Source organism: Pseudoxanthomonas sp. X-1 (assembly GCF_020042665.1).
GTDB lineage: Bacteria > Pseudomonadota > Gammaproteobacteria > Xanthomonadales > Xanthomonadaceae > Pseudoxanthomonas_A > Pseudoxanthomonas_A spadix_A.
The window spans coordinates 3,491,217-3,511,191 of the sequence record NZ_CP083376.1 but is presented as its reverse complement, the minus strand read 5'-3'; the positions used below and the strand labels follow the sequence as shown (position 1 = coordinate 3,511,191).

The 19,975-nt window shown below is 69.4% G+C and carries 16 protein-coding genes; 7 read left to right on the top strand and 9 right to left on the bottom strand.

Going from position 1 to position 19,975, the window contains the following annotated elements; translation table 11 throughout:
- Nucleotides 1-149: 149 nt before the first annotated feature.
- Nucleotides 150-1,670, top strand: a complete 1,521-nt coding sequence (locus LAJ50_RS15840; RefSeq protein ID WP_138651281.1) for an XVIPCD domain-containing protein — start codon at nt 150-152, stop codon at nt 1,668-1,670.
- 126 nt (nt 1,671-1,796) lie between these two features.
- On the opposite strand, the gene LAJ50_RS15835 is transcribed toward LAJ50_RS15840, so the two are convergent.
- Nucleotides 1,797-2,027 carry a hypothetical protein gene (locus tag LAJ50_RS15835; RefSeq protein ID WP_130550063.1) on the bottom strand — a complete coding sequence of 77 codons (231 nt, stop codon included), beginning with the start codon at nt 2,025-2,027 and terminating at the stop codon, nt 1,797-1,799.
- Nucleotides 2,028-2,435: 408 nt separating this feature from the next.
- Here LAJ50_RS15835 and rimK point away from each other — a divergent pair, with 408 nt between their 5' ends.
- The 3 genes from rimK (at nt 2,436) to LAJ50_RS15820 (ending at nt 5,547) form a co-directional block, all read left to right on the top strand.
- Nucleotides 2,436-3,353: a 30S ribosomal protein S6--L-glutamate ligase gene (gene rimK, locus LAJ50_RS15830; RefSeq protein ID WP_138651282.1), complete on the top strand. Its 918-nt coding sequence runs from the start codon at nt 2,436-2,438 to the stop codon at nt 3,351-3,353.
- Nucleotides 3,354-3,539: 186 nt separating this feature from the next.
- Nucleotides 3,540-4,217: a response regulator transcription factor gene (locus tag LAJ50_RS15825; RefSeq protein WP_130515758.1), complete on the top strand. Its 678-nt coding sequence runs from the start codon at nt 3,540-3,542 to the stop codon at nt 4,215-4,217.
- On the top strand, nt 4,180-5,547 hold the full coding sequence (locus LAJ50_RS15820) for a HAMP domain-containing sensor histidine kinase (protein WP_130550061.1): 1,368 nt from the start codon (nt 4,180-4,182) through the stop codon (nt 5,545-5,547). The genes LAJ50_RS15825 and LAJ50_RS15820 overlap by 38 nt, the downstream gene beginning before the upstream one ends.
- Before the next feature lie 76 nt (nt 5,548-5,623).
- Here the strand turns inward: LAJ50_RS15820 and LAJ50_RS15815 are convergent, their stop codons facing one another.
- Both LAJ50_RS15815 and metF read right to left on the bottom strand, forming a co-directional pair.
- Nucleotides 5,624-6,232, bottom strand: coding sequence for a hypothetical protein (locus LAJ50_RS15815; RefSeq protein ID WP_171044524.1), 609 nt, complete (start codon nt 6,230-6,232; stop codon nt 5,624-5,626).
- 266 nt (nt 6,233-6,498) lie between these two features.
- Complete coding sequence (gene metF / locus LAJ50_RS15810; RefSeq protein WP_130550059.1) at nt 6,499-7,329, bottom strand: methylenetetrahydrofolate reductase [NAD(P)H]; 831 nt, start codon at nt 7,327-7,329, stop codon at nt 6,499-6,501.
- Between the two features lie 137 nt (nt 7,330-7,466).
- Here metF and LAJ50_RS15805 point away from each other — a divergent pair, with 137 nt between their 5' ends.
- Both LAJ50_RS15805 and LAJ50_RS15800 read left to right on the top strand, forming a co-directional pair.
- On the top strand, nt 7,467-8,390 hold the full coding sequence (locus tag LAJ50_RS15805) for a M14 family metallocarboxypeptidase (protein ID WP_138651283.1): 924 nt from the start codon (nt 7,467-7,469) through the stop codon (nt 8,388-8,390).
- Between the two features lie 6 nt (nt 8,391-8,396).
- Entirely contained in the window at nt 8,397-8,954 is a 558-nt protein-coding gene (locus LAJ50_RS15800; protein WP_130550057.1) for a DUF3228 family protein, read from the top strand.
- Between the two features lie 81 nt (nt 8,955-9,035).
- Here the strand turns inward: LAJ50_RS15800 and LAJ50_RS15795 are convergent, their stop codons facing one another.
- The 6 genes from LAJ50_RS15795 to LAJ50_RS15770 all read right to left on the bottom strand — a co-directional run bounded on the left by LAJ50_RS15795 (nt 9,036) and on the right by LAJ50_RS15770 (nt 16,447).
- Nucleotides 9,036-9,983, bottom strand: coding sequence for a BadF/BadG/BcrA/BcrD ATPase family protein (locus tag LAJ50_RS15795; protein WP_138651284.1), 948 nt, complete (start codon nt 9,981-9,983; stop codon nt 9,036-9,038).
- A 3-nt stretch (nt 9,984-9,986) separates the two neighbouring features.
- On the bottom strand, nt 9,987-11,150 hold the full coding sequence (locus LAJ50_RS15790) for an SIS domain-containing protein (protein WP_224096341.1): 1,164 nt from the start codon (nt 11,148-11,150) through the stop codon (nt 9,987-9,989).
- Nucleotides 11,131-12,420, bottom strand: a complete 1,290-nt coding sequence (locus LAJ50_RS15785; RefSeq protein ID WP_138651286.1) for a D-tagatose-bisphosphate aldolase, class II, non-catalytic subunit — start codon at nt 12,418-12,420, stop codon at nt 11,131-11,133. The genes LAJ50_RS15790 and LAJ50_RS15785 overlap by 20 nt, the downstream gene beginning before the upstream one ends.
- Before the next feature lie 16 nt (nt 12,421-12,436).
- Nucleotides 12,437-13,357, bottom strand: a complete 921-nt coding sequence (locus LAJ50_RS15780) for a DMT family transporter (RefSeq protein WP_138651287.1) — start codon at nt 13,355-13,357, stop codon at nt 12,437-12,439.
- Complete coding sequence (locus tag LAJ50_RS15775) at nt 13,354-15,444, bottom strand: glycoside hydrolase family 36 protein (protein WP_138651288.1); 2,091 nt, start codon at nt 15,442-15,444, stop codon at nt 13,354-13,356. Before LAJ50_RS15775 ends, LAJ50_RS15780 begins: the two co-directional genes overlap by 4 nt.
- A gap of 220 nt (nt 15,445-15,664) precedes the next feature.
- On the bottom strand, nt 15,665-16,447 hold the full coding sequence (locus tag LAJ50_RS15770) for a DeoR/GlpR family DNA-binding transcription regulator (RefSeq protein ID WP_130550051.1): 783 nt from the start codon (nt 16,445-16,447) through the stop codon (nt 15,665-15,667).
- A gap of 141 nt (nt 16,448-16,588) precedes the next feature.
- Between LAJ50_RS15770 and LAJ50_RS15765 the strand changes: the two genes are divergently transcribed.
- Complete coding sequence (locus LAJ50_RS15765) at nt 16,589-19,468, top strand: TonB-dependent receptor (protein ID WP_224096340.1); 2,880 nt, start codon at nt 16,589-16,591, stop codon at nt 19,466-19,468.
- The last annotated feature ends 507 nt before the right edge of the window (nt 19,469-19,975 follow it).

The following is a 19,975-nucleotide window of genomic DNA, read 5'->3' as shown; positions in this document are numbered from 1 at the left end:
CGTCTCTCCGGGTGTAAGCGAACGTGGACGACCGACGGCAGTTCGAGCGTCCAGTCACATTTTGAGACGCGGAGGCCTGGGTCTTCCGCCCATTGATGTGCTTCGGGCGCTATATGCTCCGGAAAGGAATCCCACAAAAGGAGAGGGTCATGGGCGCTTCAAAGCACACGCTCCAGAGCGGACAGCAGGTCGAGCTCGTGGATTGGGAAGGGCTGAAGCCGCCGCAACATGGGGCCGCATTGCAGCAGGCAGCGTGGGATCCGGACGCCTCGCGCATCGGCCTGGGTTTCTACAGTTCCACCGAAGAATTCATGCGGAACGACTGGGCGAGGGTGCACATGAGCCCGACGCCTGCCACGCTGCCCGGACATCGCCCGGTGATGCTGTATTACAGCGAGAGAGAAGGAAGCTGGCATACGCCCGAGGCGTTGGACATCGACCACATCGTGCAGTGGAAGGATCATCTCAAGGCGCTGGACGTGCACAGCCTGGCCGAGGCCCAGATGGGCTACAACGATGTGAGCAATCTCCGATTGCTGCCGGCAGCGGTCAACCGCGCGCGCGACGCGGCGGATCGCGTCCATGATCAACATGGCCCCCAGTCCGCCGAATGGCGCGCCTGGTGCGAAGCGCGCTTCGGCTTCGATCCATCCGCGGCCCGGGCTTCCTTCGATCCGGAAACCGATGGCGCGAAGCGGCGGGCCGCCACGCTTGAGGCGGATTGGACGCCGGCAATGACGCGCAAGGACCTTTCCTTCGATACCGCTGTCCAGGGCAAGTGGTTCGAAAGCGCCTTGCGCGACGCTTACCGGGGTGAAGCGTCGGTGGTCCGCCCGGTCGCGCCTTTCGACACCATGAAGGTGCCGCTCTTCGAGTGTGCCGTCACCAAGCAGCTCTGTACCCGCGACTCGTTCGACATCGATCATGCCATTGCGTTCGAGGCACTCCTCAAGGAGCTACCCAAGCACGCGGGCGGCCAGGGCTTGAAGAAGGCGGATGTGCTCGATGCTTTCAACGAGACCAGCAATCTGCGCCTGGTCAGCCGCGCCGCCAATGCCTCTCACGAGTTCGAGCTCAATGGTCAGGGCCAGTATCAGGAGGCGCTGAAAGAGGAGCCGGAGCGGCCCGGTGAGTTCAGGCACTTCTTGGCGACGGGCGCGATGGGTCCGGCCGACAAGCAGGCACTTTCCGACGCGATCAAGGAGTTCGTCGGAAGGGACCAGTACAAGATGGAGGTGTATTCGCGACTCAAGGCCGGCGGCGCGATCGACTTCCAGGATCCTCGCGCGGCGACCGGGCCGGTTATGCAGCTTTCCGACCCGCATCATCCCGACCATCATCGATTCGACAAGGTCATGCGCCAGATCGACCTCCTGGATCCGAATCGGCAGGTGCTTCCGACCCAGGAATATCGCGAGAATCTGGCAGCGGCGTTGGCGGTGGAGTCCAAACGGCAAGGCATGAGCAGGATCGATATGGTCGACAAAGGCGGGCCCGAAGGCACCCTGCTGTGTGCCGCCGAGAATCGGGGCGCCGTGCTGGGGCGGGCGCAGGTGTCCGTGACCGAGGGAGCCCTGACGCCCATGGCATTCAGTACGGCGGCGGCTGACGCCCTGTCGGCCCCGCATCAGTCGCAAGCGCAGGCGCTGCAGAGAACGGCGCATCAGTAGGATCGTGCACGCGTGCAGAGGAACATCTGCGGAGTTGATTCTCGGCCTTCCGCACCTGGGCATCAGCGCGGATGGATGAGGGGCCCGGGCCGATGGGAGGGCCTTGGACTGGCCGGGCCGGACGACCTAGGTCCGCGGTTTGCGCCTCGGCGTTGCCTTGCGGGCCGGAGTGGACGCCACGCCCAGCAAGGCCCGAACCTGACGCTGCTGCTTGTCCGTGAAGTCATTGAAGTGCGCGGACAGCATGCGTTTGATGCGCCGGTGTGCCTCGGCGATCGCGGCCCGGATCAGCGCCTGATCCGGATACTCGGCTGAGGACTGGCGGGACGGCAACGGTGTCGGCGGCTTGCTTGGCATGGGGCGGGGCGGCGAAGGGCGAGGCCAATACTCGGACCTGCCATGACGGCTCGCAACCCCTCCGGGCTCAGCCGCATGCGGACGCGGCGCATCATGTTCGCGACGAAGACCGGTCGCTTGTCCGCCGCGCAGGCCTCATCGACGCGGCGTGTCGCAGGGTCCAGGCGGCATCAGGCGCGCGTCCCGTGGCCCCCTCTTTTTCGCTTTGCGGCCTGGCCCGTAGCCGACCGGATCACCGGTGGGGATGGCGGCCCTGGCCGGCGCGCTGCGGTCCAACGCCGCCTGGCACTGCAGACGTCGATCTTCAAGGTCGACTGTGCCGTCGAACGAGGCCGCAGCGACGCGCGGCATGACCGGCCATCGGGCCGTGTCATGCTGTGCGCCGTTTTCATCCCTGCGCGCGGCCGCATGAAACTGGCGATCCTCTCCCGCAACACGCGGCTGTACTCGACCAAGCGCCTGGTCGAGGCCGGGCGCCAGCGCGGGCATACCGTGCGCGTGCTCGATCCGCTGCGCTGCTACATGCGCATCGACCGCGGCCGTTTCGACCTGCGCTACAAGGGCGCCACGCTGTCGGGGTTCGACGCGGTGATTCCGCGCATCGGCGCGTCGGTCACCCGCTACGCCACCGCGGTGCTGCGCCAGTTCGAGCTGATGGGCTGCCATTCGCCCAATCCCTCCGATGCGATCCTGCGCGCGCGCGACAAGCTGCGCGCGCACCAGCTGCTGGCCGCCCACGGGATCGACCTGCCGGCCACGGTGTTCGGCGACAACCCCGACGATACCGCCGACCTGCTGGCGCTGCTGGGCCCGCCGCCGCATGTGATCAAGCTCAACGAGGGCGCGCAGGGCGCCGGAGTGATGCTGACCGAGAAGCCCTCGGCCTCGCGCTCGGTGGTCGAGGCGCTGCGCGGGCTGTATGCCAGCTTCGTGGTGCAGGAGTTCGTCGAGGAGGCCAAGGGCGCGGACCTGCGCTGCTTCGTGGTCGGCGACCGGGTGGTGGCCGCCATGCGCCGGCAGGCGCCGGAGGGCGACTTCCGCTCCAACCTGCATCGCGGCGGCGAGGCCTATCCGGCCGTCGCCAGCGACGAGGAGGCGGCCGTGGCCGTGCGCGCCGCCGCGGTCCTGGGGCTGGGGGTGGCCGGGGTGGACCTGATCCGCTCGGCGCGCGGCCCGCTGGTGCTGGAGGTCAACTCCACCCCGGGGCTGGAGGGCATCGAGCAGGTCTCCGGCGTGGACATCGCCGGGGCGGTGGTGGAACTGGTGGCCGCCGGCGCGGTCAAACGGGACGCACCGGCCGCGCGCCGCTCCGCCGGCCGAACGTGAACGGCCATGCAGGGAGGCTCACCGGCGGTGTGACAGAATCGCCCCGTCCCGCGCGGAAGGCTGAACAGGCCGGCCCGCAGCGGCTTGGCCCGCACAGCAACAACCCAAGGATTCCCATGACCTTCCCATTCCCGATGCGCCGTGCTGGCGCCGTCCCGGCCGCCCGGCCGCAGGAGACCTGCTGACATGCGCATCCTCGTCATCGAAGACAACAGCGACATCGCCGCCAACCTGGGGGACTACCTCGAGGATCGCGGCCACACCGTGGACTTCGCCGCCGACGGCGTGACCGGCCTGCACCTGGCCGTGGTCCACGACTTCGACGCCATCGTGCTCGACCTCAACCTGCCGGGCATGGATGGCCTGGAGGTCTGCCGCAAGCTGCGCAACGAGGCGCGCAAGCAGACCCCGGTGCTGATGCTCACCGCGCGCGACAGCCTGGACAACAAGCTGGCCGGCTTCGACTCGGGCGCCGACGACTACCTGATCAAGCCCTTCGCCCTGCAGGAAGTGGAAGTGCGCCTCAACGCGCTCTCGCGCCGCGGCAAGGGCGTGCAGACCCGCGTGCTCGACGTGGGCGACCTGGAATACAACCTGGACACGCTGGAAGTGCGCCGCCAGGGCAAGCTGCTGCAGCTCAATCCGACCGCGCTGAAGATCCTGCAGGCGCTGATGGAGGCCTCGCCGGCCGTGGTCACCCGCCAGGAGCTGGAGACGCGCGTGTGGGGCGAGGAGCTGCCCGACTCGGATTCGCTGCGCGTGCACATCCATGGCCTGCGCGCGGTGGTCGACAAGCCGTTCGAAGTCCCGCTCATCCAGACCCGCCATGGCATCGGTTACCGCATCGCCGCTCCCGAAGCCTGAGGGCCACGCGACCGCGCGGCCGGCCGCGGCGCGGGCGCGCAAGTTCCGCCGCCGGCTGCGCACCCGCATCGTCTGGTCCTTCGCCCTGCTGGGCCTGTGCCTGACGGTGCTGTTCGCCTATGCCTCGATCCTGGCCCGCCAGCGCGTGGAGAACCAGCTGGTCGAGGACGTGATGAACCGCAACATGGAAGCGTCCTGGCGCAGCTACGTGGCCAGCGGCGGGCGCAACCTGGACATCCCGGTCCAGCAGATGAAGGGCTTCGTCTATCGCCCCGACAAGCTCGACAGCCTGCGCCGCGATTTCCCCGATTGGGAGAAGCTCGACGACGGCATCCACCCGATGTCGGGCACCGATCCGGATGGCAAGCCGTTCGCCTACAAACTCGGCGTGCGCAAGACGCCCAATGCCTGGTTCTTCATTGCCTACGACATGGGCCAGGTCGCGCTGGGCGAGGTGCAGTTCAAGCGCACGCTGTACGCCACGGTGCTGGTGTTCACCCTGGTCTCGCTGCTGATCGGCTGGTGGGCGGCCTCGCGAGTGATGAGCCCGGTGTCCGAACTGGCCAACCGCCTGCGCGCCTACCGCGGCAGCAGCAACCCGACCCAGCTGGGGCCGCTGTTCCCCGAGGACGAGGTGGGCGAACTGGCGCGCGCGCTGGACGATTATTCCAACCGCCTGACCGAGGTCGTGCAGCGCGACCGCGAGTTCAACGCCGACGTCAGCCATGAGCTGCGCACGCCGCTGGCGGTGATCCGCGGCGCGACCGAGCTGCTGCTGGGCAAGCCCGACCTGGAACCCAAGATCCAGGCACGCCTGCTGCGCATCCAGCGCGCCGAGCAGGCGTGTTCGGACCTGATCGGTTCGCTGCTGCTGCTCTCGCGCAACGAGCGCGGGCAGGGCACCAGCAACGTGGCCAAGGTCGCCGAGCAGCTGCTGGATTCGCACCGCGCGCAGATCGGCGGCAAGCCGCTGGAGCTGATGCTCGAAGGCAACCAGGACCTGGTCATCGACGCGCCGGAGGCGGCGCTGTCGGTGGCGCTGGGCAATCTGGTCGGCAATGCGGTCAAGTACACCCAGGAGGGCACGGTACGGGTGCGCGTGCTCAACGATGCGGTCGAGGTGATCGACTCCGGTCCGGGCCTGAGCGAGGAGGACGCGGCGCGGCTGTTCGACCGCGGCTATCGCGGCACCCACGCCGGGCATTCGCAGGGCGGCGGCATCGGCCTGTCCATCGTCAGCCGCCTGTGCGATCTCTACGGCTGGCAGGTCAGCGTGCGCCCCGGCGCCGAGCGCGGCGTGGTGGCCACGCTGCGGTTCCATCCGGCCTGAAGGCCGCGACCAAGGCTTTCCTGAGCCGTTCGCGGCACTTCCGACCATGGAGGCCCGCATTCGCGGGCATGGCCGGTCAGAGCGAGATCCAGAAGCAGTCGTAGCTGCGGCGGATACCCATTACCGTCGAGGTGGGCGTGCCGTTGGACAGGGTCTGCTGCAGGCGCAGGCCGACCGGGCGCCGGCGCTGCGGCAAGGTGGCCTGCGGATAGAAGCCGTCGGTGTTGGCGTCGGTGATGGTGCCGTCGGCCTCGACCACCGGGTCGGGCGCCGGCAGCACCGGGGTGATGTCCAGCAGCGGCCTGCGCACGATGGCTTCCATGCGGTCGAGCAGGCGATTGGCCGAGGCGTCGGAGATCCCGTTCCACTGATAGAGCGCGGCCAGGTCGTTGGCGTCCTTGGCGGCGACGGCCGCGCCGATGCGCTGGACCAGGTCGGACAGCTTGCGTGGGCAGCCCAGGTGGGTGCGGGATGGGGCGTCGCCGGCCTCGCCCGCGGTGGAAGGCAGCGGCACCGGCACTCGACTGGCCGCGCCCAGGTCCTCGCAGCGGCGATCGGTGAACACGCTTACCCCGCTGGCGTCGGTGCAGCGATGGATCGCCTGGGCCCGCGTCGCAGGCGACCACGCCAGCGCGGCCAGCGCGAGAGCCAGGGTCAGCAGCAGGAGCGGGACGGGCGCGCGCATGGAGGGGCGCAGCCTACCCCAGCCAAGCTGAAGTCCATGACGAGGGTGGGCACCGGCCTGCCGGCGATGTGGCCCGACCTGTGCAGCCCATCCCGCCGTGGACAGAAGGCTGCCACGGGACAGACGGCCTGAAGCCGCCGGACGACCCTTGCCGTCGTTCCCGCGAACCTGGGAACCCAGCGACTTCCCAGCGCGAAGGAAAAACACCCCAGCTCCCGGCTTCTGCAGGAGCACCGCGTTCCTAGGGAATACGCATTCGCGCGTTCTCAGCGAATCCCCAACCGCTGCAGCACCGTCTGCGTAGGCTTGGCCAGGTTGAGCGTGTAGAAGTGCAGCGACGGCGCGCCGCCGTCGATCAGGCGCTGGCACAGCTGGGCGACCACGTCGGCGCCGAAGTCCTTCACCGCCGCCGCGTCGTCGCCGAAGGCCGCCATGCGCTTGGCGATCCAGCGCGGGATCTCCGCCCCGCACTGCTCGGAGAAGCGCCGCAGCTGGGCGAAGTTGGCGATCGGCATGATCCCGGGAATGATCGGGATTTCCACCCCCAGCCGGCGCACCGCCTCGACGAAGCCGAAGTAGGCATCGGCGTTGTAGAAATACTGGGTGATGGCCGCATCGGCGCCGGCGTCGACCTTGGCCTTGAAGTGCTTCAGGTCCGACAGCGCGTCGCTGGCCTGCGGATGGGTTTCCGGATAGGCGCCGACTTCCAGCTGGAACGCATCGCCGTGCTCGGCGCGGATGAAGGCGATCAGTTCGGACGCATAGCGCAGGTCGCCGGCATGGCCCATGCCCGAGGGCAGGTCGCCGCGCAGGGCGACGATGCGCCGGCAGCCGATGGCGCGATAGAGCTTGAGCAGTTCGCGGATCTCCTCGCGGCTGCCGCCCACGCAGGACAGGTGCGGCGCGGCGTCGAAGCCGTGGTGCTGCTTGAGGTGACGCACCGTCTCGGCGGTATAGCTCAGGGTCGAGCCGCCGGCGCCGAAGGTGCACGACACGTACTCCGGCGCGTAGCGCGCCAGCCGCTCGGCCGTGCGATTCAGCTGCGCCCGCTGCTCGTCGGTCTTGGGCGGGTAGAACTCGAAGCTGATCGGCGTCATGGCGGGGCGTTGGGCGGCGGGTGCGGCATCTTATCGCTTCATCGCGATGGATGCATGGAGCCCTGCCGCGGCGTCCATCCCTCCGGCAGCCGGGTGCTACAGTCCGGCGCCTCTTTCGCCAGCCAGGTGTTCATCGCATGACCGTGTCCACGTCTGTCTCCATCGGCACGCCGGGCCGCCCCTGGGGCGCGGCCGAAAAGGCGCAGTGGCGCGCCGCCCAGACCCGCAGGCGCGGCTATGCCGACGAAGTGCTGGCCCGGATCGAACCGCTGCGTACGCGCTTCGAAGTCGTGTCGTACGGCCATCTGGACTACGGCGCGGACCAGTACGACCTGTTCGCGGTGCGCAGCCGTGCCTGGGACCCGGCGCTGCCGACGATGCTGGTCACCGGCGGCGTGCACGGCTACGAGACCAGCGGCGTGCAGGGCGCGCTGCAGTTCCTCGAACAGCATGCGGCTAGCTACGCCGGCCGCGCCAACCTGCTGGTGGTGCCATGCGTGAGCCCCTGGGGCTATGAGCGCATCCACCGCTGGAACCCCGACGCGCTGGACCCCAACCGCAACTTCCGCGCGCACAGCCCGGCGGCCGAAGCGGCCGCGCTGCTGGCCCTGGTCGCGCCGCTGCGCGAGGGCATCGTCATGCACATCGACCTGCACGAGACCACCGACAGCGACGAGAGCGAATTCCGCCCCGCGCTGGCCGCGCGCGACGGCAAGCCCTATGTCCCGGGCACCATTCCCGATGGTTTCTACCTGTGCGCCGACAGCGCCGCGCCGGCACCGGCCTTCCAGCAGGCGGTCAACGCCGCCGTGGCCAAGGTGACCCACATCGCGCCGGCCGATCCGGACGGCACCCTGATCGGATCGCCGGTGGTCGCCCCGGGCGTGATCGAGTACGACTGCAAGGCGCTGGGCCTGTGCGCGGGGATCACCGACGCGCCCTACCGCACCACCACCGAGGTCTATCCCGACAGCCCGCGCGCCACGCCGCAGCAGTGCAACGACGCCCAGGTGGCGGCGATCCGCGCGGCGATCGACTACGCGCTGGCGCAGCGGGGCTGAGGCGCGATGTCGATCGTGCTGACCCCGTTCGCGCGTGCGCGGCTGTTCCCGCGCACGCCGCGCGGCAACACCATCCAGGACTGCACCGCCGAGGGCTTCGAGGCCTATCTCAACCAACACCCGCCGCTGCGCGTGCTCGATGGCTATGCGCCGTTCTGCAAGCTGCACGTGCACCGCAACTGGACCTCGACCCGCTGCCTGACCGTGCCGATCACCGTGGACAACCGGCATCTGCTGCGTTCGGCCTACGAGGCGCGCACCTCGGCCGAGCTGCCGGTGCTGGTGCGCTGGTTCGAGGGCGTGCAGGCCCCGCGCGCCGAGTACCTGCTGCCGATCCTCTACAGCCGCGCACAGCTGGCCAGGGAGGGCGAGGCCATCGACGCGGACTGGGGCGTGGTCGGCTGCCTCTACACCGCCGAGCCGGAGGAGATCCCGATGGCCCCGATCACCATGCTGCGCAATGCGCTGGGCGTGGAGGAGGGCGGTTCCGGCGTGCCATTGGACCGCGAGGCGTATCGGCGCGCGGTGGCGTTCTGGGAGCGCAACGCGAACTGGCGGCCGTGAGGCGTTCCGAGGACGCCGCGTTTCCTTGAAAGACGAGACGGCGCAGGCCGTCCTGCGGCGCGTAGCGGGGGACGGCCAGGCTCAGCGCGGCGCCGTCCCCGCCAGCAGTCGCGCGTAGAGCGCGGCGCCGTAGTGCGGTGGATGGAGCGGGGTGCGCAGGGCGAAGTCCGTGCTGACCCTGGCCAGGGCCGCCTGGAAGGGCTGCATCAGCAGCGCGCCGGCGCTGAAGGCGCCGCCGGAGTAGGACAGCGGGACCGGCTCGCCCGGCTCGAAGCCGAGCAGCCCGCGCAGGGCCTGGGCGATCTGTGCCAGTTCCTCGCCGGCGCGCTGGAAGATCGCGATCGCCACCGCATCGCCTTCACCGGCGGCCTGCGCCACCTGCACCGACAGACGCGCGATGTCGCCGCGCGTGCCGACGCCCTCGCCGTAGACATGCCCGCAGAGGTCCAGGTCTTCCTCCAGGCCGAAGTGCGCGCGCAGGATCGCGTGCAGGGGGCCGCGCGGCAGGCGGCCATCGCTCATGCGCGAGAAGGCGTTGAGCCCCTGTGTGGCGATCCAGTGGGCCGAGCCCTCGTCGCCGAACGCCTCGCCCCAGCCGCCGGACCGCGCCGCGGCCGCACCGCGTCGTCCATAGCCCATCGAGCCGGTGCCGGCGATGATGTTGATGCCGTCCGCGCACGCCAGCGAGCCCGCCCAGCCGCACACCATGTCGTTGTCGCAGGCGTAGCGGCGGTGTCCCAGCACCTGGCCGGGGATGAGCTGCAGGGCGGCCGTGGCGCGGCTGTCCTCGCCGTAGGCCGGCAGGCCGAAGAACGCCTGCGCGATGTCCTCGCGGCTAAGCCCCAGCGGCGCCAGCAGCGTAGCGATGCCTTCATCCAGCATGCGGCGTACACCGTCCAGCCCGACCTGCGGGTAGTAGGCGGTGCCCAGCTGGGTCTGCGCCAGCAGCGTGCCGGCGGCATCGATCAGCGCGAAGCGCGTCTTGGTGCCGCCGCCATCGACGCCCAGATACAACGCCTGCGCAGGCATCGCTCAGGCTTCCAGTGCGTACAGCCGCACGCCCTGCACGACGCGGTTGACGATGCCGGCCGGGTTGGGGTTGTCCGGCGTGACGCCACGCACGCGCGCATGCAGGAAAGCATAGATCTGCGCAGCGGCCACGTAGGGCCACAGCAGGTCCACGTCGGCGGCCAGCGCCAGGCCCGGCACGGCCAGCGTGTCGGCATCGTCGCCGCGCGGCCGGGCGGAGATCTCGATCACGCGCGCGGCCACGCCGTCGCGGCGCAGTTCGTCGATCAGGTCGTGGTCGTAGCGGCGGGTGTAGGGATCGTTCGAGACGAAGACCATCACCAGCGTCCCGCTGGTGACGAAGGTCTTGGGGCCGTGGCGGAAGCCCAGCGGCGAGTCGTGGCAGGTGGCCACCGCGCCGTTGGTCAGTTCGCCCAGCTTGAGCGTGGCCTCGCGCGCCAGGCCCTGGAACAGCCCGCTGCCCAGATACACGACGCGGTCGTGGCGTGCGTTGGCCAGGGTCTGCAGCAGCGGCAGCGCGTCCTGGATCACCGCCTCGGTCGCCTGCGCGATCGGCGCGACGCGCGCGTCCAGCGCGCCGGCCGGCAGCAGCGTGGCCAGGGCGGCGTAGAGCATGCAGCTGAAGGACGAGGTCATCGCGAAGCTCGTGTCGTGCGTTTCTTCCGGCAGCGTCACGGTCATGGCCTGCCCGACCGGCGCGCTGGCCAGCCTGCCCTGGGCGTTGCAGGTCACCACCAGGTGGCGCACGTCGCGCACCAGCGACTCGGCCAGTTCGACCGCGGCGATGCTCTCCGGGCTGTTGCCCGAGCGACCAAAGGAGATCAGCAGCAGCGGCTGCGCCGGATCCAGGTACAGCCGCGGCGCGCACACCAGGTCGGTGGTCGGCACCGCGTCCACGCGCGCGGCCAGCGCGCGGTCCAGCAGCGGCGCCAGGCACTGGCCGATGTAGGCCGAGGTGCCCGCGCCGGTGAGGATCACGCGTGCGGCCGGGTCGTGGGCGATCGGCGCGATGAAGGCCTGCAGTTGCGCATGCAGGCCGGCGATCAGCGCGTGGGTACGACGCAGCATCCTTGGCTGCTGGGCGATCTCGCGCGCCGTCCAGATGGCCTGGGCGGCCTCCAGCTCGGCCTCGGGCACGCCGAGGAGCTCAGGAACGGTCTTGGTCATGGCATGCATGGTGGTACTCATCGAGAACGGCACTGACGTGGGCCATGGCCAGGGACTGCGGGTCGAGCGTCGCGGTTCCGTTGCGGAGGGCGTGCAAGGCGAGGGGGAGGAACTGGCTGACCAGCGAGATCGGCGGCGGGGTCTCGCGCAGGTTGTCGAACAGCTGCCGGCGCGCCCGTTCGATGCGCGCATCGGGCCAGTAGTAGCGGATGCGGTCGGACAGGCTGTACTGCAGGTCGATCTCCAGCGCGTGGCCGGCGCCGTGGTAGTAGCGGCGCCAGTGGCCGGGCTCGGCGTGCAGGCGCTGCAGCACGACCTCGCGCAGGCGCGCCTGCCGGGCGGGGGCGATCCATTCGCGTTCGATGGCATCCAGCGCCCACAGCGCCTCGCGCAGGGCGAAGGTCAGGCCCGGGCCCACCTTGAGGATCGCGAAGTGGTCGCGTACCAGCGCGGCCAGCGCCTGGCGGGTCTGGTAGTCGGTCGAATGCGCCTCGAACACCATGTGTGACACGGCGGTGATCGAGCGGCTCAGCGCGACCGCCCGGTCGGGGGCGTAGTCGATGACGCTGTGGTGGTCGAACTCCACGCCCGGCTGTACGACCGAGGCGATCACACGCTGCCAGGCGTCTTCGAGACCGGCCTCGACGAAGGCGATGCGATGGGCGTCGATCGTGGCCAGCGCCGCGTCCGGCGTGGTCACGGCCAGGCCTTCGATGGCTTCGGTGGCGCCGCCGGGCACCGGGACTTCGGTGCCGATCACGTAGACCGGCGCCTCGCCGCCGGCCTGCTGCCAGGCGGCTTCGGCCGCGCGCGCCAGGCGCACGGCACGACGCACGATCTCCGCTTCCGGCAGCGGCGTCGGATCGCCCGCGCAGGCCATCGAGCAGTCCAGGTGGATCTTGCGGAAACCCGCCGCCACGTAGGCCGCGACCATCACCTCGGCCTTGTCCATCGCCGTGGAGGCCGCCAGCATCGTCCACGGGTTCGGCCCCAGGTGATCGCCGCCCAGCGCGATGCGCGACGCATCGAAGCCCACGCGCTGCGCGATGCCGTGCACGAAGGCGACGAAATCGGCCGGCGTCATGCCGGTGTAGCCGCCGTCCTGGTTGACCTGGTTGCAGGTGGCTTCGAACAGCACCAGCGCCTGGCCGGTGCGCCGGGCATGGTGCAGCGAGGCCTCGATGACGAGGGGGTGCGCCGAGCAGATCGAGGTCACGCCGACGGCGTGTCCCGAGGTGTGGCGCGCGATGAGGTCGAGCAGAGCTTGCACGGGGGAATGATCCAGATCAGGAAAGGGGAGCGGCGGCGGGGCGCTCGGGTTCGAGCACCAGCAGCAGCGAGGCGATCAGCGCCAGCACCAGACCGGCGGCCTTCAGCGGGCCGGGCACCACGCCGGCGAACAGCAGCGCCAGCGCCGCGGTGACCAGGGGCGCGCCGGCGTTGCTCAAGGGCGCGACCACCATCGCCTTGCCGTAGCGGAACGCGAACACCAGCGTCAGCGCGCCGATGGCGTTGAGCACCTGGATGCCGGCGGCCAGCCAGGGACCGCTTGGGCCGGTGTTGATGGGCTGGCTGAAGTCGGTCATCCACAGCGCGACCGGCGCCAGCAGCAGCGCGCCGAGGGTCATGTAGGCGAAGATGCTGTCGGCGCGCACGCTGTCGTTGGCCAGCTTCATGAAGAACGCCTGCACGCCCCAGGCCAGCATGATCAGCAGCGACTGCACGAACCAGCCCAGCCCCGCGCCCGCGCCGCGGCCGAAGGACAGGTCCAGCATCGGCAGCGCGACCAGCGCCAGCACGATGCCCAGCGTGCCCTGCCAGCCGGTGCGCTCGCGCAGCAGCACGAAGGACAGCGCGATGGTCACCACCGGCGAGAGCGAGATGATCGGGAACACGAAGTACGCCGGCCCGATGGTCAGCGTGTGGAACAGCAGCATCTGCCCGCCCGCGCCGAGCAGGCCGATGGTCAGGCCGTAGGCGATGGCCCTGGGCGAGCGTTCCAGCCGCCAGCCGCCGCGCCACAGGATGTAAAGCGCCGGCGGGACCATGGTCAGCGCCCACACCACGTAGACCAGCGTGTCGGGGAATCCGTGCGCGGCCGACAGCGGCGACAGCGCGCCCCACACGCCCCACAGCACGACGGTGACCAGCGCATAGGCCAGCCAGGGGCGCCGGCGCGGCGCACTCGCGGCGAGCACGGCGCTCATGCGGAAGCCTCCGGCGTGGCTTGCAGGAACAGGAAGCGTTCGAACGACGCCGGCAGCGTCGCCGTCGGCCCCTGGACCACGCCCAGCTCGCGCGCGTTGAACAGGTCGCGCACCTTCCAGCGGCCCGCGGCCAGGCCGCGCAGTTCCACCTGCCCATCGAAGCGCGGCGCGTAGAAGGTGTAGTACTGCGCTCCGTCCTTGGCGATGACGTGGGTCTCGGGCCGGTCGAAGCCGATGTCGTAGAGCGTGCCCAGGTACTCGCCCTTGGGCAGCATGTGCGCCTTGTACAGGTCGACCCACTTGCGCCACAGCGCCTCGCGCTCGGGCGTCAGCACGAAGCCGCCCGGCGGCAGCGGCTCGGCCGGATGCTCGGTGTCCCTGGGCCAGGTGAACTTGGTCGAGATCACCGCGCCGATGCCGACGGTGGAGGCGAAGTCGTCGTGCTGGTCCGACAGCTCCACATGGTCGCCGGCATAGCTGCCGCGATGACCCATCAGCGCCTTGATCGACTTGCCCTTGCTGCGTACCTGCCAGGAGGACAGCGGATCGGAGGCCGGGTACTGGTCGGTGGCCGGCAGGTTGTGGAAGGCGAACGCGGTCCCGCACGGGCACAGTTCCACCACCGCCTCGGGATTGGCCTCGTGCGCGGCCTGGTAGATCGCCTGCCAGAACCTGGCCAGGCCTTCGACCGAGTCCTCCGGCCGGGCGTGGCGGTGCGCCGGGTTGTAGCAGGGCGCCACCGCATTGAGGTGCTGGCCGTCCAGCTTGATGCCCTCGAAGCCCCAGTCGCCGATGATCTTCTTCACCAGCGCCACGTAGAAGTCGATCACCGGCTGATAGGCCGGGCACTGGGTCAGCGCGTTCCACCAGGTCACGGTCTGGAAGGCGCCGGTCTTGTCCAGCAGCAGCATGTCGACGTGGTCGTGCAGCACGTCGCTGCCAGGATCGGCGGCCAGCGGCGCCAGCCACAGGCGCGGACGCATGCCGTGCTGGCGCACCTGCGCGGTGAAGGCGCGCATGTCCGCGTCGCCGCGCGGGAACTTCTTCAGGTCGATCTTCCAGTCGCCCTCGTTGGTCTGCCAGCCATCGTCCAGCACCGCCCATTCGAAGCCCAGCGCCTGCGCCTTGGGCAGCGTGTCCAGGACCTGTTTGACGGTGAAGTCGCGCTCATAGCCCCAGGCGCACCAGATCGGCGCGAAGGCCGAGTCCGGCGGGCGCGGGCCCTCGATGCCCTCGGCCGCCATGAACTGGCGGTACTGCTGCAGCGGGGCGTAGAAGTCGCCGCGATGCACGGCCAGGAAGGTGCGCTCGGTGACCAGCTCGGCGCCGGGCGCCAGGGTGATCGGCTGCTGGCCCTCGATGGCGATCGATGCGCCGGTCGCGGTGCGCCTGACCGGCATGGCCAGTGGCCGTGGCACCGGCTCGACATGACCGACCGCCAGGCCGACATCGCGGCGCCACAGGTTGGCTACCGGCGTGCCGCCACCGTAGTCGGAGGAATCCATCGCCAGACTGTTGCGCTGATCGAAGTCCTCGCCGAGCGGCTGCACCCAGTCGCGGCGATCGGTGTGGGTGGACCCGGAGAAGCTCCAGAAGCCGCCGGGCGCATCGCCCAGCGCATACGCACTGCTGCGCCAGCCGGTCACGTTCAACGGCGCATCGCCGAGGTTGCGATAGCGCACCTGCACCACCGCCAGACCGGGCAGGGCATCGAAGCGGCTCACCGCGACCTGCTTCTCCACGCCCTGCGCGGCGCGACCGGTGAACACCACCTGGCGGCCACGCCCGTGGCGCGGATCGTCCAGGTCATGGGCCTGCTGGCCACTGAGGCGGAAATCGGCGAGCTCGCCGCCCTCCAGCAGCAGCGCCTCGCTGGACGCCCAGCCGGTCAGCGGCTGGCCCCATGCCGACAGGCGGGTGCGCATGCGGCGGTCGAAGGCGATGCCCAGCGCCGCGTCGCCGATCTCCTGGTCCGTGCTCGGCGCGACGGTCGCCGCCCGCGCCCACGGCATCGCGCTCCAGGTCATGCCGCCAGCCACGCTGCCGGCGATGAACTTCAGGGCGGTGCGGCGTCCGATCGGCGACATGCGGGCTGGTCCGGTGACGATGCCAGCCATTCTGCGTGCGTGACGCGCCTCGATGCAAGCGTTTTGTTGCGATGTCTCGCCAAAAAGTTTCGTTTCGATGCCAGTAGGGCGGCATGACTACCGGTGGGCGCGCGACTCAGGGGCGCCGCAGCGGGAGCGCAATGGGATCTCGTTGGGGAAGGGAGGTCTTGCCGCTGCAGCGGCAAGGCCCGGTCCGCGGTCAGGCGCGCAGCACGTCCACGCCCAGCGCTTGGCAGGCGGCGGTAATGTCCTCCGGCGCGCCGGCCTCGGTGATCAGCGCGTTGAGTCCGGACACCGGGATGATCCGGTGCAGGCAGACCTTGCCGAACTTGGAGCTGTCGGTGATCGCCACCACCATGCGCGCGGTTTCGACCATCTTGCGGTTGAGCATGGCCTCGGGCTCGTAATGGGTGGTGATGCCCCGCTCCAGGTCGAAGCCGTCGACGCCCAGGAACAGCTTGTCCACGTGCAGGGCGTCCAGCGCCTCGACGGTCAGCCCGCCATAGAAGGCCATGTTCCTGCGGCGCAGCTCGCCGCCCAGCATCACGATGTTGATGCTGGGCTTGGGCGCCAGCGAGGACAGCACGCCGAAGTCGTTGGTGACCACGGTGATCTCGATGTCCGGCAGCGCCTCGGCCAGCTGGATCGCGGTCGTGCCCGAATCGATGGCGATCGTGTCGCCGGGCTTCACCAGGGCGGCCGCGCGCGCGCCGATGCGGCGCTTCTCGTCCAGGTGCGCGGTGCGTTTCGTTTCGTAGTGCGGCTCGACGACGGTGTTGCCGACCACGCTGCTGTCGATCGCGCCGCCGTAGGCGCGCGCCATGACGCCGCGCTCCTCCAGGTAGCGCAGGTCCTTGCGCACGGTCTGCATGCTGACGCCGAACCGCCGCGCCAGCGCGGTGACCTGCACGCTGCCGTGCTGGCGCACGAGTTCGCTGATCTGCAGGCGGCGCTGGCTGGTATCGCGGGTGACGGGTGGCACGGGGGACTCCTGGGGCAAACGGTTCAGAGTATACGGGCATTTCGTTAAATTTCGCTATTGATACAAAACGAAACATGATTTAGGCTCGGTTTCGTTGCTTCACCAGCCAGGCCCCGCCCGCCTTCCTTCCAGGAGATCGCCGTGAAAGCCGTCCCTCTGCAGCGCCGCCGTCTGTGTCATGGAATCGCCCTCGCCCTGCTGATGCCGGCCACGGCCTGGTCGCAGGAGGCCGCCCCGGCGCCGGCGGCGGGCGGGCCGCAGGTGCAGGAAGCGGCCCCGGCCGACGCGCAGGACGCCACCGATCTGCAGGCCGTCCAGGTCAAGGGCGTGCGCGCCGCGCTGACGCGCTCCAACGACCTCAAGCGCGACGCGACCACGGTGCAGGACTCGATCACCGCGCTGGAGCTGGGCAAGTTCCCGGACAACAACGTCGCCGATTCGCTCAGCCACATCACCGGCGTGTCGATCAGCCGCACCGCCGGCGGCGAGGGCCAGAAGGTCAGCGTGCGCGGCCTGGGCCCGGAGTACACCCTGACCACGTTCAACGGTCGCATCCTGGCCACCGACGGCGAAGGGCGCGACTTCGCCTACGACGTCCTGCCGGCCGACGTGATCAGCGGCGCGGATGTCATCAAGGGCGCCGAGGCGGCCAACACCGAGGGCGCGATCGGCGGCCTGGTCAATCTGCGCTCGGCCAGCCCGTTCGATCAGCCCGGCCAGCACGGCGTGGTGCGCATCGAGGGCGATCGCAACCAGATGTCCGATCTCAACGGCCGCAAGTTCTCCGGCGTCTACAGCAACACCTTCGCCGACGACACGATGGGCGTGATCCTGGGCGTGGTCTCGGCGCGCCGCAAGGACCGCACCGACACCGCCGGCAACGACGGCGGCTGGACCCGCAATCCCGATCCGAACGATCCGTCCTGGGGCGGCAACGCGTGGGGCGGCAACATCGATCTCAACAACAACGGCGAGCTGGATCCGGACGAGTACGGCCTGATCGCGCCGGGCCAGTTCCGCGTCGGCTCGATCCTGGAGGACAAGAAGCGCACGGCGTTCTCCGGCAAGTTCGAGTGGCGGCCCAGCGACAGCTTCCGGCTGACCCTCGATGGCCTCAAGACCAAGCTCGACTCGCCGCAGGTCGGCTACCAGCAGTCCTATTACCCGCTGTTCTCGCCGGGCCGCTGGTCGAACGTGACCGTGCAGAACGGCATCGTCACCGGCCTGACCCTGGACAACCCCGATCCCGAGCTGCGTCTCAACCCCGAGCTGCTCAACAAGACCGAGTACCGCGTGGTCGACACCGCGCTCTACGGCGCCAACGCGCAGTGGAAGGTCAGCGACGACTTCACCGTGACCGGCGATGTCTACCGCTCCACCTCGCGGCGTCACTCCGGCGGCCAGGACAGCTATGTGGTGCTGCGCCTCAACCAGCCCAACACCACCACCATCTCGCTCAATCCATCGGGCATTCCCAACGTCACCACGTCGCTGACCGACGGCCGCGACTGGGCCAGCGGGCTGGCCAGGGGCGAGTTCGGCGCCAACGACTTCGTCACCCACTACAACGAGCTGGCCGGCGACAACATCGAGGACCGCATCACCGGCGGCACGGTCGGCGGCGACCTGTTCGTCGGCGCCGGGCATGTGGATCATCTGAAGTTCGGCGTGAGCCTGACCGACCGCCGCAAGTCGCGCGACCTGATCACCAACACGCTCACCGGCGGCGCCGACTACTACTCCGGCGACAACGCGATCGACGTGGGGGCCCTGGGGGGCGACCTGCTCTCGGTGTACTCGCTGCCGAACTTCATGAGCGGCGTGAAGTCGCGCTTCCCGCGCAGCTTCATCGCCTTCGACGTGCCGGCCTACGAGGCCGCCCTGGCCGCCTACAAGGGAGTGCGTCCGGACGGCAGCGCCTACGATTACGCCAACGCCGCGCCGCAGTGGAATCCGCTGGAAAGCTACCGCGTCAGCGAGAAGACCGCTTCGTTCTACGTGCAGGCCGACCTGTCCGGCGAACGCTGGAGCGGCAATGTCGGCGTGCGCGTGGTCTCGACCAATACCACCTCGCAGGCCTGGGACGCCAAGATCACCAGCATCACCGAGAACGGGGCGTTCAACTACACCGCGACCTACGCCGATCCGACCGGCATCAGCCAGAAGGGCAGCTACACCTACGTGCTGCCGGCCGCCAACTTCGTCTGGCACTTCAGCGACGACCTGCAGCTGCGCCTGGGCGCGGCCAAGACCATGGCGCGACCGTCGGTGGAGCAGCTGGCGCCGACCAGCACCACGCAGAGCGTGTCCTGGGGCGAGTTCACCCAGGTCTACGGCGGCAACGTCGACCTGAAGCCATACAGCGCCAAGCAGGGCGATGCCTCGCTGGAGTGGTACTTCTCCGAGCACTCCATCGCCAACCTGGCGGTGTTCTACAAGCGCATCGACAACCAGATCACCACCAGCTGGGAGACTGGGCAGGACATCGGGGTGGGCGGCATCACCGATGCCAACGGCAACGTGGTATCGCCGGGCCCGACGCTGTTCAACGTCATGCGCCCGATCAACGGCGACTACGCCAAGGTGCACGGCATCGAGGCGGGCCTGCAGCACTTCTGGGACAGCGGCCTGGGCTTCCGCGCGCAGTACACGCGCAACTGGTCCGAGAGCTGGGTCGATGGCGAGAAGCGTCCGCTGGAGGGCATCGCGCCGTCGGTCTACTCGGTCAGCCTGATGTACGAGAGGGGCCCGTGGGACCTGGGTGTGACCGCCGACCACACCGACGGCTTCGTCAGCGCGGTCAACGTGCTGGGCGCCGGCTACAACGAGAAGGCCGATCCGATCACCTGGATGACGGCGCACATCACCTACAACATCAACGACATGTTCACCGTCTCGCTCGAGGGCAACAACCTGCTCGACGAAGAGCAGACCACCAGCATCAACGGCAATCCGCTGCTGCTCAACAGCTACTACCGCTACGGCCGCAGCCTGACCCTGGGCCTGACGATGCGGTTCTGATCGCCGCGCGCTCTGGCTCACGGAAAAGGCCTCGCAAGAGGCCTTTTCTGTTGGTGCTGCTCTGGATTGAGAGCGCTTGGTGCGTTGCGGCTTCGGAGAGACAACGTCCTGGCTTCGGAGGGGCAGCGGTCCAGCGGGCGGTGGCCGCTTATCCCTCAATCAGGGCACCGTGCCCTGATTCGGGCGCTCGGCATCATGCCTCGCTAGGCGTGACCACCGCCCGCCGGACCGCTGCCTCGCGCGTCAGGTCACAGGACTTCGGTTTGCGGGGGGGGGGGCGTTCTAGACCCTTGCCCATGCGCACAGCGCGATCAGTGTCGGAAGGGCATCGACTTGAGGCCCCCACCCCTTCGCCTGCGGCGAAAGGGTGGGGGCAGAGCACCGACGACGGCGCGAGGCTGTGATTCGTCCTTGCGAAGCGTGCCAGCCCAATCCTGTGGGAGCCGCCATGGCGGCTCCACCGGAAATACGAGGCACGGTCAACCCGAAAGTCGGTCATGGGTGGAC

Bases quoted from the DNA above. Each gene is read 5' to 3' on its own strand.
- LAJ50_RS15840 (WP_138651281.1), top strand. From the start codon at position 150: ATGGGCGCTTCAAAGCACACGCTCCAGAGCGGACAGCAGGTCGAGCTC.
- LAJ50_RS15835 (WP_130550063.1), bottom strand. From the start codon at position 2,027: ATGCCAAGCAAGCCGCCGACACCGTTGCCGTCCCGCCAGTCCTCAGCC.
- rimK (WP_138651282.1), top strand. From the start codon at position 2,436: ATGAAACTGGCGATCCTCTCCCGCAACACGCGGCTGTACTCGACCAAG.
- LAJ50_RS15825 (WP_130515758.1), top strand. From the start codon at position 3,540: ATGCGCATCCTCGTCATCGAAGACAACAGCGACATCGCCGCCAACCTG.
- LAJ50_RS15820 (WP_130550061.1), top strand. From the start codon at position 4,180: ATGGCATCGGTTACCGCATCGCCGCTCCCGAAGCCTGAGGGCCACGCG.
- LAJ50_RS15815 (WP_171044524.1), bottom strand. From the start codon at position 6,232: ATGCGCGCGCCCGTCCCGCTCCTGCTGCTGACCCTGGCTCTCGCGCTG.
- metF (WP_130550059.1), bottom strand. From the start codon at position 7,329: ATGACGCCGATCAGCTTCGAGTTCTACCCGCCCAAGACCGACGAGCAG.
- LAJ50_RS15805 (WP_138651283.1), top strand. From the start codon at position 7,467: ATGACCGTGTCCACGTCTGTCTCCATCGGCACGCCGGGCCGCCCCTGG.
- LAJ50_RS15800 (WP_130550057.1), top strand. From the start codon at position 8,397: ATGTCGATCGTGCTGACCCCGTTCGCGCGTGCGCGGCTGTTCCCGCGC.
- LAJ50_RS15795 (WP_138651284.1), bottom strand. From the start codon at position 9,983: ATGCCTGCGCAGGCGTTGTATCTGGGCGTCGATGGCGGCGGCACCAAG.
- LAJ50_RS15790 (WP_224096341.1), bottom strand. From the start codon at position 11,150: ATGACCAAGACCGTTCCTGAGCTCCTCGGCGTGCCCGAGGCCGAGCTG.
- LAJ50_RS15780 (WP_138651287.1), bottom strand. From the start codon at position 13,357: ATGAGCGCCGTGCTCGCCGCGAGTGCGCCGCGCCGGCGCCCCTGGCTG.
- LAJ50_RS15775 (WP_138651288.1), bottom strand. From the start codon at position 15,444: ATGTCGCCGATCGGACGCCGCACCGCCCTGAAGTTCATCGCCGGCAGC.